Origin of the sequence: Aneurinibacillus migulanus (assembly GCF_001274715.1) — a bacterium.
Lineage (GTDB): Bacteria > Bacillota > Bacilli > Aneurinibacillales > Aneurinibacillaceae > Aneurinibacillus > Aneurinibacillus migulanus.
Genome location: NZ_LGUG01000004.1, coordinates 477,310 through 492,635 on the forward strand (window position 1 = coordinate 477,310; position 15,326 = coordinate 492,635).

The 15,326-nt window shown below is 44.3% G+C and carries 16 protein-coding genes, 2 tRNA genes and 1 riboswitch; of the genes, 13 read left to right on the forward strand and 5 right to left on the reverse strand.

Annotation, left to right across the window (positions count from 1 at the left end):
• Positions 1-10 precede the first annotated feature (10 nt).
• The 6 genes from ctaD to AF333_RS03885 all read left to right on the forward strand — a co-directional run bounded on the left by ctaD (position 11) and on the right by AF333_RS03885 (position 6,005).
• On the forward strand, positions 11-1,651 hold the full coding sequence (gene ctaD / locus AF333_RS03860; RefSeq protein ID WP_043068510.1) for a cytochrome c oxidase subunit I: 1,641 nt from the start codon (positions 11-13) through the stop codon (positions 1,649-1,651).
• Positions 1,652-1,666: 15 nt separating this feature from the next.
• On the forward strand, positions 1,667-2,614 hold the full coding sequence (locus AF333_RS03865) for a COX15/CtaA family protein (protein WP_043068511.1): 948 nt from the start codon (positions 1,667-1,669) through the stop codon (positions 2,612-2,614).
• A gap of 29 nt (positions 2,615-2,643) precedes the next feature.
• Positions 2,644-3,585 carry a heme o synthase gene (gene cyoE, locus AF333_RS03870; RefSeq protein ID WP_052520724.1) on the forward strand — a complete coding sequence of 314 codons (942 nt, stop codon included), beginning with the start codon at positions 2,644-2,646 and terminating at the stop codon, positions 3,583-3,585.
• A 37-nt stretch (positions 3,586-3,622) separates the two neighbouring features.
• On the forward strand, positions 3,623-4,252 hold the full coding sequence (locus AF333_RS03875) for a hypothetical protein (protein ID WP_043068512.1): 630 nt from the start codon (positions 3,623-3,625) through the stop codon (positions 4,250-4,252).
• Between the two features lie 138 nt (positions 4,253-4,390).
• Positions 4,391-4,999 carry an SCO family protein gene (locus AF333_RS03880; protein ID WP_043068513.1) on the forward strand — a complete coding sequence of 203 codons (609 nt, stop codon included), beginning with the start codon at positions 4,391-4,393 and terminating at the stop codon, positions 4,997-4,999.
• A gap of 85 nt (positions 5,000-5,084) precedes the next feature.
• Complete coding sequence (locus tag AF333_RS03885) at positions 5,085-6,005, forward strand: 50S ribosomal protein L11 methyltransferase (RefSeq protein ID WP_043068514.1); 921 nt, start codon at positions 5,085-5,087, stop codon at positions 6,003-6,005.
• A gap of 84 nt (positions 6,006-6,089) precedes the next feature.
• On the opposite strand, the gene AF333_RS03890 is transcribed toward AF333_RS03885, so the two are convergent.
• Entirely contained in the window at positions 6,090-6,542 is a 453-nt protein-coding gene (locus AF333_RS03890; RefSeq protein ID WP_080787960.1) for a PilZ domain-containing protein, read from the reverse strand.
• Between the two features lie 132 nt (positions 6,543-6,674).
• Here AF333_RS03890 and AF333_RS03895 point away from each other — a divergent pair.
• From AF333_RS03895 to ald, 3 genes are all read left to right on the forward strand, one after another.
• A tRNA-Leu gene (locus tag AF333_RS03895) sits at positions 6,675-6,761 on the forward strand.
• 422 nt (positions 6,762-7,183) lie between these two features.
• Entirely contained in the window at positions 7,184-8,425 is a 1,242-nt protein-coding gene (locus tag AF333_RS03905) for a PucR family transcriptional regulator (protein ID WP_052812368.1), read from the forward strand.
• A 239-nt stretch (positions 8,426-8,664) separates the two neighbouring features.
• The gene (gene ald, locus AF333_RS03910; RefSeq protein ID WP_043068517.1) at positions 8,665-9,798 is read left to right on the forward strand and encodes an alanine dehydrogenase; all 1,134 of its coding nucleotides are present in this window, start codon (positions 8,665-8,667) and stop codon (positions 9,796-9,798) included.
• A 293-nt stretch (positions 9,799-10,091) separates the two neighbouring features.
• Here ald and AF333_RS03915 read toward each other — a convergent pair whose 3' ends face one another.
• Positions 10,092-12,059: a methyl-accepting chemotaxis protein gene (locus AF333_RS03915; protein WP_043068560.1), complete on the reverse strand. Its 1,968-nt coding sequence runs from the start codon at positions 12,057-12,059 to the stop codon at positions 10,092-10,094.
• Between the two features lie 240 nt (positions 12,060-12,299).
• On the reverse strand, positions 12,300-12,641 hold the full coding sequence (locus AF333_RS37135) for a DUF1540 domain-containing protein (protein ID WP_052812370.1): 342 nt from the start codon (positions 12,639-12,641) through the stop codon (positions 12,300-12,302).
• A 98-nt stretch (positions 12,642-12,739) separates the two neighbouring features.
• Between AF333_RS37135 and AF333_RS03925 the strand changes: the two genes are divergently transcribed.
• Together AF333_RS03925 and AF333_RS03930 are read left to right on the forward strand one after the other, a co-directional pair.
• Positions 12,740-12,810: transfer RNA gene (locus AF333_RS03925), tRNA-Thr, on the forward strand.
• 464 nt (positions 12,811-13,274) lie between these two features.
• Complete coding sequence (locus AF333_RS03930; protein ID WP_080787964.1) at positions 13,275-13,874, forward strand: LysE family translocator; 600 nt, start codon at positions 13,275-13,277, stop codon at positions 13,872-13,874.
• An 11-nt stretch (positions 13,875-13,885) separates the two neighbouring features.
• Here the strand turns inward: AF333_RS03930 and AF333_RS34645 are convergent, their stop codons facing one another.
• Positions 13,886-14,065: a hypothetical protein gene (locus tag AF333_RS34645; protein ID WP_235496084.1), complete on the reverse strand. Its 180-nt coding sequence runs from the start codon at positions 14,063-14,065 to the stop codon at positions 13,886-13,888.
• A 123-nt stretch (positions 14,066-14,188) separates the two neighbouring features.
• Positions 14,189-14,285: riboswitch (guanidine-I (ykkC/yxkD leader) on the forward strand.
• A gap of 88 nt (positions 14,286-14,373) precedes the next feature.
• On the opposite strand from AF333_RS34645, the gene AF333_RS03935 reads away from it, so the two are divergent.
• Both AF333_RS03935 and AF333_RS03940 read left to right on the forward strand, forming a co-directional pair.
• Entirely contained in the window at positions 14,374-14,721 is a 348-nt protein-coding gene (locus AF333_RS03935; RefSeq protein ID WP_043068519.1) for a DMT family transporter, read from the forward strand.
• Positions 14,721-15,035, forward strand: coding sequence for a DMT family transporter (locus AF333_RS03940; protein WP_043068520.1), 315 nt, complete (start codon positions 14,721-14,723; stop codon positions 15,033-15,035). The genes AF333_RS03935 and AF333_RS03940 overlap by 1 nt, the downstream gene beginning before the upstream one ends.
• Here the strand turns inward: AF333_RS03940 and AF333_RS34650 are convergent.
• Positions 15,018-15,263 (reverse strand): hypothetical protein, encoded by a 246-nt coding sequence (locus AF333_RS34650; RefSeq protein ID WP_235496086.1) that lies wholly within the window; start codon positions 15,261-15,263, stop codon positions 15,018-15,020. The genes AF333_RS03940 and AF333_RS34650 overlap by 18 nt on opposite strands.
• Positions 15,264-15,326 lie beyond the last annotated feature (63 nt).

Below are 15,326 nucleotides of genomic sequence, written 5' to 3' on the forward strand. Positions count from 1 at the left end.
AGTGGATCGCATGGGGACTGTTGCCACTGCCGATGTGAAAAAGCCGTCGTTTGTTAGAGACTGGCTGCTGACTGTTGACCATAAAAAAATCGGGATTATGTACGGCGTTGTCTGTTTGCTTTTCTTCTTTCTTGGGGGAGCAGCAGCATTGGTTATCCGTACTGAACTGTTGACACCCGGGATGCCGGACGTAGTGCCACAGGCCGATATGTTCAACCAGATGTTCACGATGCATGGCTCCATCATGATTTTTCTATTTATGATTCCGATGCTCACTGCGGCATTCGGGAATTATCTTGTTCCGATTATGATTGGAGCGCACGACATGGCGTTTCCGCGGATGAATAACCTGGCTTTCTGGCTGTTTGTGCTCGGCGGCTTTGTTTTTCTGAGCAGTCTTTACTTCGGGATGCCGGATATCGGCTGGACCGCGTATCCGCCTTATAGTATTGAGTCAGCTGGATTGGGCCTTGATATTTGGGTGTTAGGTGTCCATATTCTAGGTCTTTCCTCCATTCTCGGTGCGATAAACATTATCGTAACGGTATTTAATCTACGCGCGCCGGGTATGACGTTCAACCGTCTTCCGCTATATGTATGGTCTTCGCTTATTACGGCATTTATTCAGTTGTTCGGTACGCCGGCATTGGCTGGGGCGATTACGACACTGTTATTTGACCGGCATTTCGGAACGCATTTCTATGATGCTTCCGCAGGCGGCGACCCAATGCTATACCAGCATCTGTTCTGGTTTTATTCCCATCCGGCAGTGTATATTATGGTGCTTCCGGCGATGGGAATTGTGTCTGAAATTATTCCGGTATTTGCAAGAAAACCGATTTTCGGTTATCATGCGATTGCTTACTCATCCATAGCGATCGGTTTCCTAGGCTTTCTGGTTTGGGCTCACCATATGTTTGTGGCGGGCATGCCGCTTGCAACTGGGATTCCTTTTATGGTAACCTCGATGATTATCGCAGTGCCGTCAGCCATTAAAATTTTTAACTGGCTTGCTACATTGTGGAGGGGCTCGAACTGGTTTACTACGCCGATGCTATTCGTGACTGTTGGATTTATTGGGATGTTCACGATTGGCGGACTCGGCGGGATCTTCCTTGGCACGGTACCAGTTGACATTCATATGCATGACACGTACTTTGTCGTTGCCCACTTCCACTACGTACTATTTGGTGGAAGCATGATGGCAGTCCTTGGGGGTCTCTTCTACTGGTTACCGAAGATGACCGGCCGTATGTACAGTGAGAAGCTCGGTAAAACCGTGTTTTGGATGTATTTCGTCGGTACGAACCTAACGTTCTTCCCGATGCATTACATCGGTATGATGGGGATGCCACGCCGCGTATTCCAGTATGATCCGGCAAACGGCATGCAAATCGCCAACCAGATTGCGTCCTTCGGCTCGTATCTTGTTGGCGCAGCAGCAATCATGATGGTGGTTACAATTATCGTTTCTTTAAGAAGCGGGGCAAAAGCACCCGCAAATCCGTGGGGCGCACAAACGCTTGAGTGGACGGTGTCTTCACCGCCGCCTGAACACAATTTTATCGAAATGCCGTATGTAACCGCTCCGCCGTATGAATTCGGCGAAGCAGAAGAACAATATACGCCCAAAAAGTCATTTGGAGCGTAAAGAAGAGGTGTAACAATGGGATATCGCTTACCTTTCGTAACGACTATCGCCACCTTCCTGCTGTTGATTGCCGGAGCCCTCGTTGTAGGATTTGACGCTGGATTGGCATGCTCCGACTGGCCGTTGTGCAACGGGCATATTATCCCGCCCATGGAAGGGAAAATCATCATAGAATATACGCATCGCATGTTATCCACTGGAGTGGGGTTCCTTATGCTGGCCAATCTATATTTAGCGTGGCGCAAACGAAAGGAAAGCCCTATTGTGCTGAAGCTGGTTGTGCTCTCATTCGTTATGCTTTTATTCGTAGCAGTTCTTGGTGGAATTAATGTGTTGAAAAAGCTTCCGCCGGGATTCACAGCGATGGATACGAGCTTTGCTATTCTTCTATTCTCTACATTCGTTGTATTGACAGGGGTAACGCTGGCTAATGTTCGTAAAAAGCAAAACGAATTCAGGGAAGACAGACAGGTTCGCTCCATGTTCAAACCTGCTCTGATTGTTGCGATTGCGATATATGCAGACTATGTGCTGGGTGCCTTTATTAAACACAGCGATGCTGGTCAGGTATGGGTCAACGGCAAAACGTCGTTGTTGAATAACATTATTTCTACACCGGCTATCGCGACAACGCTGATGTATATACACGTGCTTGCTACTTTGCTTATCGTATTCTCATCCTTATGGCTTTTCTTCTATGCCCGTTTACGCAAGGTGTTGAAAGGTCAGGCAATTGCTATGCTAATCCTGCTGGCATTACAGCCGGTTACAGGTTTCGTTACAATCGTAACAGGGCTTGCCGTCGTTACAAATGTGATCCATATGGCTATTGCCGCCTTAATGATGGCTCTTGCGGCATTTATAGCTACAGAAGCAAAGCTTGGGGCGAATCTGCTCCATACGAATGACAAGAAAAGCAGCGCTGTATCCAGCAAGGAGCAATCTATCGTAAATCTTGGCTAATGCTATTATAAATGCAGGGGGGTTTTGAAATGGGTACGCCTATTTCTGAAAAAAATGTGTACGAAAATCCAGCCAGCCGCGTAATGGAACCGGGTCCGCTCTCTGAAGCGAAACCGAAGGGTGACTGGCGTGACTATGTATCAGTAACAAAGCTTGGTATTGTAGTATCTAACTTAATGTCATTGTTTGCGGGCGTCTGGCTTGCTGCTGATGGCCCGCTTCCGATACCAACGGTGCTTATGGCCATGTTAGGTTCCGCGCTTGTAATTATGTCAGGAACCTGCTTGAACAACTACATTGACCGTGATCTTGATCAGTTAATGGCGCGTACGAAGAACAGAGCATTGCCGGAAGGAAGATTAAATCCGCAAACCGTTATGATTATGGGCTTTGTTTTCGGGATTGCGGGTACGATCATCCTGCTTCTTATCAATGCGCTGACGGCCGTTCTTGGGCTGGTAGGCCTGGTCTTCTACGTTGTTGTTTATACCATGTGGACAAAACGCACAACGACGCTAAATACGCTTGTGGGTGGTATTTCCGGCGCGATGCCGCCGATGATGGGTTATGCGGCGATTTCAGGTACAATCGACATGACTGCTTGGGTACTGTTCGGTATTCTATTTATCTGGCAATGCCCTCACTTCCTGGCGCTTGCGATGCGCCGTGCCGATGATTATCGTGCTGCGGGATTCCAGATGCTTCCAGCTGTTCGCGGCTTTGCAGTAACGAAGCGTCACATTCTTCGCTATACTGCAGCTTTGGTGCTTGTTTCCATCATGCTATATGCACTTGGTGAAGTCGGTATGGTATATCTAATCGGAATGTCTGTATTAGGCATCGGTTATGTGATTATTAATATGACAGGCTTTTTTGCTAAAGATGATATTAAGTTTGCCCGTAAATCGTTTGTTTATTCACTTGTATATTTGATGTTGTTTACGATATTAGTCTTGATTGACCGTGTGTAATTCCGCTTTATTAAAACGGGATTGAGGGGGTAGAGGCATGGCTGTGCATGCAGGAGAAGAGCACGTCCCTAAGAAAGGCATCAAAGACAGCGGCTTGTTGGGCGTATGGCTCGGCTTGATTTCCTTTACGTTTACGTTCGCCGTGTTTATCGTATCGAATGTCTACCTGCGCGGCTGGTCGCCGGATGTATTTAACGTTACACTTCCGGCGAACGTGCAGGATTTGGTCAATTACAATGTTTTGCTGCTTGTGGCACTTGGCGTGCTGACACTGGCAGGCGGCATTAGCTATAAGAAACGCAAGGATGGTATTGCATTCGGCTTGCTTGCATTAGCGATGATTGCAGCTATTGGCTATGTTGTGATTGACTGGTCCCTTATCCAGAGCTATCGGGCACTCGGCCCGGCAGCCTGGACCGCCTATGTGATTGTGCAAGCGATTATGGAAATTCTCGTTCTTATTTGCATCGTGCTCTACCTCCGTGCTTTTTACTTCAAGATGCGGAAGAACGAAAAGTCGTTGAATCGCTTCATCCCTGGGGCGACAGCAGTTTGGATGTATACGGTGATTATGGGTCTGTTTGTGTTTATCCAATGCGATTTAATCGAAATTGGGGAGTTTGCCGAATGGTGCGGAATTAAGCTTTCGCAGCTCGGCAAGCTATAACAGGGAGGGATAGACATGGGTATTATTTTATACGCGTTGGGATATGTCATATTTCCCTTTATCCTATTTTTCATCTTTATGTACCTTTCCAAGTTGACCACGAGGGAGTAGGATTGCACAGGAGGAGTTGGGGGAGCCATGGCTTCGTTTATGAAACGCTATTGGTTTATCGTTGTAGCCGGCACGTTAATTGCGGCGGTTCTCCTTACGATTGTTTATCAATTGTGGTGGGGGTCTAATAAGCTTCCGACGCTTGATCGGGCCCCTTCTTTTACAATGTCAGATATGTATGGAAAACCGGTTTCGTTACGTGATTCCGATGGCAAAGTACGCCTTGTTTCTTTCCACTATACACATTGCCCGGACATATGCCAGGCCACGAACTTCAACTTAATCCGGGTTCAGCAGAAGCTGAAGGAGCAGGGGGTTCTAGGCGACAAGGCGTTGCTTATGACGATTACATTTGATCCAAAACGGGATACTGAGCAGATGCTGCAGAAATATACGGCATCCCAGGGGATCAAATCTGAAGGCTGGAGTTTTCTGCGTGGCACGCCTGAACAAACGGAGCAAGTCCTACAAGGATTTAAAGTGCTTGCTGAAGATCAGGGAAATGGAATTTTCATGCATTCAAACAATCTGTTCCTCGTGGATGGAAGCGAGAATATCCGTGCGATATATAAGATGGGAAGCAGTATGGATAACGAACAGATTGTCAAGGATATTCATAATTTGCTTGATGATTAATAAAAAACCTCTTATCTTGTGATAAGAGGTTTTTTATATGTAAAGCGAAGAGTATACTGATAAAGAAGAAAGGAGACAGGTTCCCATGCAATGGATTGAATATCAGCTTGTATTTCCGTCTGAGACAGATACCGAATCCGTTATGTACTTACTCGGGGAGAAGGGATTTGCGAACAGTTGGGTAGACGAGTCCGTAGAGATTCTTAGAATACCGGATGGCTACGATTACAAGGTTAAAGATACAGACGTTACGATTATTACATATGAATCAATTGAAGATGGAGTGGATATGGAAGAAGAGGCGGTACGCTCGCTTGCGACATTACAGCGTGAACTGGCTTCATTCGGTATGCGGGAGAGCAGCTGGCGAGAGCCGGATTTACAGCATGCGGATGATTGGAAAGCGCACTTTGACATTGAGGAAGTCTCAAATGAATTAGTACTAATTCCGACCTGGAAGCAGGAAGAAGCGGAAGGAAAGTATGGGCAAAAGTACCGGATGATATTTGAACCGGGTGGTGCATTTGGTACTGGTAAGCATGGAACAACTCAAAGTTGTTTGCGCTTTATCGAACAGGTTGATGTAGAAGGAAAAAATATATTGGACGTTGGTGCAGGTTCTGGTATTTTATCCGTTTATTGCGAGATACGGGGAGCGGCATCTGTTCTGGCCGTGGATATCAATCCATCTTCACCATCTGAAATTGAATATCTCGCTTCACTGAATGGAGTAAGAGCTCCGGAAGTGTATGTGGGGGACGGCAATGCACTGCTTGGAGAATCATTGTATGATGTAATCTTAATCAACATTGGGGGAGAGGAAGCCATTCGTCAGGCTGATACATGTGTACATCTCGTTAAGAAGAACGGAAAGTTAATCGTCTCAGGCATCGTAGAGTGGGCTGAAGAGGATGTACGTCATGCCTACGAAGAAAGAGGCTGTGTGCTTGAACAGCGGCAAGTGGATGAGGAGTGGATTACTCTTATGTTCACGGCGGCCAAATGACACACCTATGGTTGCCCGATAAACGGAAAAGAGGAGGCTTTTCTTAGCAGAAGTCTCCTTTCTATAAAAGCTTGAAAAAAATGATTATGATGATTTACTGTTTCGATTCAACTGTTCTAGTTCCTCGTTTGTAGCGAACCGACAGCCGCCCACAATCGGGGTACGGCGCAAGCGAATGGACAGTAACTGCAACAGCGGAATTAATTCCGTATGAACATTGTTTTCGAGCGTGAATTTGACTCCGTATTCATACGTGTCTTTATCCCTAGGAGTTTTACGGACGATATAGCCAGGAAGCTGCAGATTGTTGTTTAGAATTTCCGTTTCGAACTCGAGGATGACTTGAGGCGTTGCTGGTAGCTTCACACTAGAGACGAAACGTAGGCCTCCAGGACTGATGTCTTCGATTAGTACCTGCGCTTTCCCGGTCTCGATGGCATTATTTTTGACTTGAATAATCGTAACATCGGAGCTAAGAGGGCGGGGAAGAGGCAAACGGAAAAATTGTCGACGATTCTGTCCTTCCAAGTTGTTCACATCCTTTCAACCTTTTCTTGACCAAGCAAGCTGCCCCGTGATATATTATTTCTACATTGATTTTGTATTATTTTATATGCTAACTGATTCTATTTTACCATTAAAATAGGCCAAATGTTCAATGTTTTTATTGCGGATGTGGCGGAATCGGCAGACGCGCTAGATTCAGGTTCTAGTGGTAGCAATACCGTGGGGGTTCAAGTCCCTTCATCCGCACCATTGAGTGTACGTGTGGTTTTTATACATATTCCTATTGAAGTCGCTGTATAAGCGGCTTTTTTTATGGTTAGGAAAGTATATATCGCTTTACTGTTGTAAAATGATATATACTTTCCTTCCTTTTGTAAGCAAAGAAAAAATCGCGAGGCGTTGCCAAACGTTGCTTTTTCGGTGTGGAGCTGTGCGGGGTGAAGGTCGAAGAAGAGTGGAAATTGTCTCCACCATAGAGATGCCCAGATGTTTTGCCACTCCGACCTTCGTGCCACACAGCGGCCGTTTCGCTTCTTTGCCGAAAAAGGACGAGCGAAAGCGCCCGCGAGTTTTTCTTAACGTAAATAAGGATACAGGTTATTCATTATATCCTATGTCCTACGCTTACTTTGCTGCCATGTATACGCTTAGGTTGAGGGGTGAAGATGAATATGGAACCATTTGAAGAGTTTTCTGATTTAATGGAGCTGGCTGATATGATTACGGAGCGGGTTGGCAATCCAATTACGATCGAAGATATGAATCACCATGTAATCGCTTACAGCACTCATGGAGATACGACAGACCCTGTGCGCATTCAAACGATTATGAATCGTAAGGTGCCGGATGAGGTACTCATCCGTTTCTGGAAAGACGGAATTATCCAAGCACTTATGCATAGTGATGAACCGGTGCGCATTCCGGCAGTAAAAGAAGTAGGGCTTAACAACCGTATTGCAGTATCTATTCGCCGTGGCCATGAAGTATTCGGCTATATCTGGGTGCAGGAAGCAGTGCGTCCGCTTGATGAGAAAGATTTTGAAGTATTAAAGCGGGCGGCTCGCCTCGCGCTCCCCCGTCTGCTGCACCGTAAAGACCGTCATACAAAACAGGAGGAGAAGAGGAACCAATTTTTCTGGCAACTGTTGTCACGAAGTGCCAACGAATCGGTAGATATTGAGAAGACAGCGCTCCAGCTGCGCCTTCATCTGCCGCCTGTAATGGTTGTACTCGTTTTGGAAGCGCATTGTTCAGATGCAAAATGGAATAACATGCAGAAAGAGCTTGCTTATCTATTAGGCAATCTTGGCGAGTTTTTTCCATTCAGGTATCTTACGCTTTGGACTTTTGATGATCGTCAACTTCTCGTATTAGCCGGATTGGACGAGCGGGAGCGGGAGAAGGCAGAAGAGGCAAGCAGAACATTCCTTCATCAGCTTCGTAAACGGCTGACACGCCGATTTGGTAGCGAGACAATGGTGGCGGCTTACGGCGAGCCAGTTACTTCTCCCTCTGAAATTTGGCTTAGCTATCAGCAGGCACTGGAAGTTATGCAAATTAAAAAGGCGCTTCCAGACGAAATGAAGATGATCGAAGGATATCAGGAATTAGGAGCATACCGGCTGTTGCCAAAGCTCAAGCAATGGAACCAGCAGGTGAAGTATCGAAATTCCAAACTGGAGCGTTTATTGACGTATGATAAAGAAAATCAAGGAAACTTGCTTGAAACATTGGAAGTTTTTCTGGATAATACAGGAAAGGTTAACCAAACCGCCCGACAGTTGCATGTTCATCCTAACACGCTCGGATACCGTTTAAAGCGTATCTGTGAGGTTGGTGACATTGATCTGAACAATCCGCATGAGCGCATTATGCTCTTTTTAGACATTAAGCTGCGAAAATATAATGTATAAAATAATCTCTTCAATAAAAAGCATTCTTTTTCATTATTCTGGATAGCCTATATATAAATCGTAGGAAAGGTTTGTGAAACTACCATTTGTGGAAATCCACAAATAAGCAAAGAGAATTTTAAGCTTTCAGACAAAGAAAAGTTCATGAAAAAGTCATAAAATAGAATACACGCAGAGATTCATACGCTAGGACATGGATTAACAGTAGGTTCTTTACCGATTACAAGGAGGTTATAACAATGATTGTTGGCGTACCGAAGGAAATAAAAAACAATGAAAATCGCGTGGCAATTACACCTGCAGGCGTAGCCACTCTTGTACATGCCGGTCATGAGGTACTTGTAGAGACAGAAGCTGGAGTGGGAAGCGGTTTTACGAATGAGGAATACGTAAAAGAAGGCGCGAAAATTGTGCAAACCGCCAAAGAAGCGTGGTCGGCCGACATGGTCATGAAAGTAAAAGAACCGCTGGCGGAAGAATTCCAGTATTTCCGTGAAGGTCTTGTGCTCTTTACTTATTTGCATCTTGCTCCGGAACCGGCCTTGACGAAAGCGCTGGTGGAGAAGAAGGTCGTAGCGATTGCGTATGAAACGATCCAGTATGACAATGGTGCATTGCCGCTGTTGACGCCAATGAGCGAAGTAGCGGGCAGGATGTCTGTACAAATCGGTGCGCAATTCCTTGAGAAATCAAAAGGTGGTAAAGGGGTATTACTCGCTGGTGTTCCAGGTGTAGAAGCTGGTCGTGTAACGATTGTCGGCGGTGGTATCGTAGGTGCGAATGCGGCGAAAATCGCTCTCGGTATGGGTGCGAAAGTGACGTTGCTTGATATTAATCCAGAACGACTACGTCAGTTAGATGACCAGTTCCAGGGCCGTATTCAAACATTAATGTCTAATCCGTATAACATCGCAAAAGCTGTTAAGGAAGCGGATCTGCTCATTGGAGCCGTTCTTATTCCGGGAGCGCGTGCGCCTCGTCTTGTAACGGAAGCAATGGTAAAAGACATGGAACCGGGTTCCGTCATCGTTGACGTAGCTATCGATCAGGGCGGATCGATTGAGACAATTGACCGTATAACAACGCACAGTGAACCGACGTATGTAAAACATGGTGTACTTCATTATGCAGTAGCCAATATGCCGGGTGCTGTAGCCCGTACATCTACCATGGCATTGACTAATGTAACGGTACCGTACGCACTGCAAATCGCTAATAAAGGATATGTAAAGGCCTCTCTTGAAAGTCGTCCGCTGGCACGAGGCATTAACGTTATAGAAGGTAAAGTAACGTATAAAGCAGTAGCGGAAGCGCTCGGATATACGTATGTAGATGTTAACGATATTTTGAATAACGGTACAGTAGCCGTATAATATGCATATATAAGCAAAAGCACCCATATTGGGTGCTTTTGCTTATATAAATTACACTTGATATTTTGACAGGGGAGTGTGGTTGGAAGGAGGCGATCCGGCAGAAGAAAGGCCAGCATGTCTTTTTCCGACCGCTCCCGCCCACCGCCCTTCCTTCTTTTCTTACCTCCCACCATAAACGTTTGTCGATTTATCAAATCAGATGTATATAGTATGTAAATCACGAAGATTTATACGCTTTTTTCATATTTCCATTATATATTTGCTACAGAAAATCTAATGCTAACAGACAGCTATGCCTTAAATTGTTTCACAATTCCTTCTAACTCCTCAGCCATCCTAGCCAGAGAAGTTGCCGTAGCAGAGACTTCCTCCATGGAAGCCAACTGTTCTTCTGTGCTGGCTGATACTTCACTAATACCTGCTGATACTTGTTCTACCGTTTGTGTTACCGAGCGAATTGAAGTCACGACTTGTGCTGTATTAGCTGTAATATGCTTCACGGAAGCGGAAACTTCGTGAACTTCATGATTTATTTTATTGATTGAGCCATAAATTTGTGTGAACGATTCTCCAGCAAGGGTTACAACGTCTATCCCTTTTTCTACTTCTTTGCGGCTGCTCTCCATTGACCGAAGGGCTGTTTCCATTTTGCCGCGAATTAACTGGATTAACTCCGTCACGCTGTTGGCTGAATTCGAAGACTGTTCAGCTAGCTTTCTTACCTCATCAGCCACAACAGCAAAACCGCGACCGTGTTCTCCGGCTCTGGCTGCCTCAATGGCTGCATTGAGAGCTAAGAGATTCGTTTGACTGGAGATATCTGTGATCAATTTCGCGAAATTATCGATTTGTTCCATGCTTTCATGCAAATGTCCAATAATATGCGAAAGTTCGGAGACCGATCCTTCTATAAAATTCATTTGCTGTACCGCTGTTCCGATCGCTTCGTTTCCTTTTGCAGCAATATCTGAGGTTTCTGCCATTGAAGCGGAGGTCGCATGGGTATGCTGGGCGATTTCTTGCAGCGTTTCAGACATACCAGTAATTGTCCCCGACATTCTTTCTACGTTCTTTGTTTCCTCTTCCGAGCTAGCTGCGATCTCTTGCACCGTAATCGAGATATGTTCCGTTGCTTTTGTGGTTTCATATGAGCTTGCCATAAGCTGTTCTGATGCGGCAGCCAGGCTTTCTACTTTTTCTCGTACCTGGTGAATGACAGATTGCAAAGACTCACTCATATGATTAAAGTGGCTTCCTAACTGCCCTAGCTCATCCTTGGATTTTAAATCTACTCTCTCTGTTAAATCACCGTTGCTGATTTTGTCTGAAGCAGTACTTAAGCGTTTAAGTGGTTTTGTAATGGATTGAATAACCCAATATGTTATAACAGTTCCTAATAGTAAGGAAAGAACGATGGTAAGAACTGTAGTAAGAAAAATGCCTTGAACGCCATTTTCAATCTCCGCAGTAGCAATCGTTCCTGCTATCTTCCATCCGGTAAGTTTATTCGTTGTGAAAACCGTTTCTTTTTCTTCGCTGTTCTCTATATAAGTGTACGCACCTGCATCTTTCTCAAATAACGTGCTCATAGTTTGTTCCTGGATAGGATCTCCGCTCTTTAAAGTCGGATGGACAATTATTTTCTTTGTTTGATCTAGAATAAAGGCATATCCCTGTTCACCGACTTTTGCTCGCTTTACAATGTCGCTCAAATTGGCAAGGTTTAAGTCAATACCAACGACTCCGCTTCCATCCTTCACCGGTTTTGCAATGCTTACTACCACTGCTTTTGTCGTGATATCGATATATGGTTCAGAAATGCTTGGCTTTTCTTTGTTCTGCATCGCTTTTTGATACCAGACTCGCTTACGCGGATCATAATCTGGCGGGAGTGTATCGTTTCCGTCTGAGATTAAGATCCCTGTTTCCGTACCAACATACGCCGAGGTGATTTCTGGATGCGCGTCCTGGAAACGGTGAATCATATCCATTAATTGAGGACTTTGTTTACCTGCATATAAACTTGCGGTAATAGACTGGGATAAAAAGTCCACGTTTTTTATTTCACTTTCAATCGTGCTATTAATTAATTCGTTAAGGAACTCTGTGCTGCTTTCAATAGAACTATCCATATCTCCCTGAATACGTGTTTTGGCAGTATGATAGGAAGATATGCCAATTACCAGGCTCGGAATTAATAATAATAAGATAAATGCTACTTGAAGCTTTCTTCCGACACCCGCTGCTACCCAGTTCATCATTTTCCTTCAAATCCTTTCAACACGGTATTTGCATCATACTGTCTATGATAAAAGCAGAGCTTTTTACCTATGTATTTATTATGAATATAGTAGTTTATAAATGTGTGAAAGCATAGTGTAAAAATTGCAACAAATACTACTTGATAAAATACAAGCCTATTTGAAATGTAGAAATAACAAAAGCACCCGGCATGGGTACTCTTGTTGTTCATTACGTGCTATTTATGCTCTGGATAATTAGGAATCAAACGTCTCACAGGCGGTTCCTTCTTCATGTTTAACATCAAGGCCGGAGATATCGATATGGCTGGCTATGCATCGGTCTCCCTGTCCCCAGTACTCACAGGAGTCCACGGTACAGCCAACGGCCACTTGAGGTGTTGTCTCATGTGGTGAGGATGCTTCATCGGTGGGGGCATTATCGTCCTGCCGCAATATGAATGTCTCGCACTTTGTTTCGTCAATCGAGGATGCTTCCCGGCCACCCTCGATATTTTTCACGACAATTTTATCGGCGCTACAAAGGTTTCCTTCGGCCCAATGCGTACAGTATTCAGCGGTACAAGTTACGTTTGTCATGCATATCCCTCCTTTTCTTGCTTTTACCACTCAATTTCTTAAGGAAAACGCTTGATATGTAAATCGTTTTTTTATAAAATATTAATTGTCTTTAATACGCTCCTATAGTTAAACGGTATAACAGACCACTCGTAATGGTCAGTTCGTGGTTCGATTCCGCGTGGGAGCATGAAGCTAAAACCCTTGATACTGCAAGGTTTTACAAAGAGAAAGACCGTCCTTGTGGGCGGTCTTTTTTAGTGTGTCTGAGTGCTATTAAAGACGGATAACAGGTAGTTGGTACGATAATCTGGTACCTGTTTCTACCCTCATTGGTGCGCTATTGGTGGTGATAGCTTATACGCAGGTAGTTGCTAATTCTGTTTATTACAGAGTTGCTCAATGCTATGCGTAACAATAAAGATAAAAGGGATGAATACGGCTGCAAAGATGAATATGTAGAACGACAGAAAAATAATTTTAAACCTTCAAGAAAAGGAAATTGACTCTCATAATATGCTTTATTAATTACTTTCTTATTTTATTTCCCGATTGATTTTATTGAAAAATAAGAATTGTTTATGCCTAGAATAAGGTATATTATATTTTGCATAAGGAGGGAGTAAAGTGGGGAATTTCTATCTTTTTTTGTTGATGTCGATTGTGCTCATTATTTTACCTGGCCCAGATACGGGATTGGTTACACAAAATACAATTGCTCAAGGAAGAAGAGGCGGGGTTCAGACGGCGCTGGGGAGTATTTCAGGAGTTATCATTCATACCTTAGTTGCCGTAGTAGGGCTTTCCGCAATTATCGTTAAGTCGGCTTTTCTTTTTTCGATTTTTAAATATGTTGGAGCTTTCTACCTTATTTACTTAGGCATCATGTCATTATGGGCTATAAAGAAAAAAGGCATAGCCATAGAAGATAATAAAAGCGAAAAAAAGAACGCAAGCTTATCCGCTTTCCGCCAGGGCTTTCTTACGAATGTTCTTAATCCGAAGGTGGCTGTTTTCTTTCTTACTTTTCTGCCGCAATTTCTGGAGCCTGGGAGCAACACATTTTTACAATTCCTTATTATGGGGCTTACATATGCTGCACTTACTTTAATTTGGTTTTTAATGTATGTATATTTAATTCACTCTATTAACGTGTGGATGAAGAAGCCTTCTGTACAACGTGCTATTCAAGGTATATCTGGGATCGTCCTGTTAAGCTTTGGAATAAAGCTTGCCCTAGAGAGAAGACCATAATACTATATAAATTACATTTGATATTTTGACAGGGTAGCGTGGTTGGAAGGAGGTAATTCAGAAAAAGAAGAGGTTAGATGCGCCCTGCGATCCGGCAGAAGACAAGGCGGCGTGTCTTTTTCCGACCGCTCCCGCCCACCGCCCGTCCTTCTTTTCGTACCTTTCACCACAAGAATTTGTCGATTTATCAAATCAGATGTATATAGAATCGTTTTTTCCTTATTCTGTGAATCATTCTATAGTTGTCTGAGGCTGAAGCGCTTTACCGACTTGAAAAAACATCTTAACTGAGTCATAATAGTAGCAAGTGAATATGCCATGTTTTCTAGGGTTCCGCGATGCAATCATCGGTCTGGTCCAAGGGAAAACCACGGCATTGCCGTGTCACGGAGGGATAAAAGCCCGGGAGATATCTGTTGCAAAGGATATCTTTCGGGCTTTTTTATTTTCCTTTAGGGATATTGCACATAATAAATATAAGGAAGTGAGGAGAAGGGGAATGAATCTGGATTGGATAAAGGTGTTTATCGCCGCATTTTTTGAAGTGTTCTGGGTGATAGGTCTTAAGCATGCTTATGATGTATGGACCTGGATGGGGACAGCTATATCAATTTTTATTAGTTTTTATCTTATGATTATGGCTGGCGAGAAGTTGCCGGTCGGTACTGTGTATGCTGTTTTCGTTGGAATGGGGACGGCCGGAACAGTGTTTTCCGAGATTGTGTTTTTTGGTGAACCATTTAAATTGATGAAATTGCTTCTGATTCTTTTGCTGCTAGGCGGTGTCATTGGATTGAAGCTGGTGACCAAAGACAAAGAGTCAAACCCGGAAGGAGCTGAATCATAATGGCTTGGGTATACCTTATATTAGCGGGGATATTTGAAATGGTCGGTGTAGCCATGATTAATAAGTTGCACAGAGATCGAAATTGGCAGGCTCTTGTGCTGCTGCTCGCTGGATTTGGTGCAAGCTTCTTGTTTCTGGCGCTTGCGATGGAGACGCTACCAATGGGTACGGCTTATGCCGTATGGACAGGGATAGGGGCATCTGGAGGGGCTATTCTAGGCATGGTATGGTATGGGGAATCAAAGGAGTGGAGAAGGGTGTTATTTATTGCTGTAGTTCTTAGTGCAGCAATAGGACTAAAATTGATTTCCTAAATCAAGGGTGTTGATTATCCAGTACGATCCAGAATGAATAGCCACCACACCGTGCCCCAAACGGGCGTCGGTTCGTTCCCGTACGGAAGCGTAGAGGCCGCTTTTTGCCGGTCCGGACTTGACGTCATAAAGCGGCCGTGTTTCCTCATTACGAGAAAAAGACGAGGGAACACGCCGACGCGTGCATCTTCTTTCTTCCACCTTATGGATAATCAACAGATGTGACACTTTACATATGAATTTTAGTCGTTATCATATTCAGAATTGCTACTTTCGTTTGGTGACAGCTAA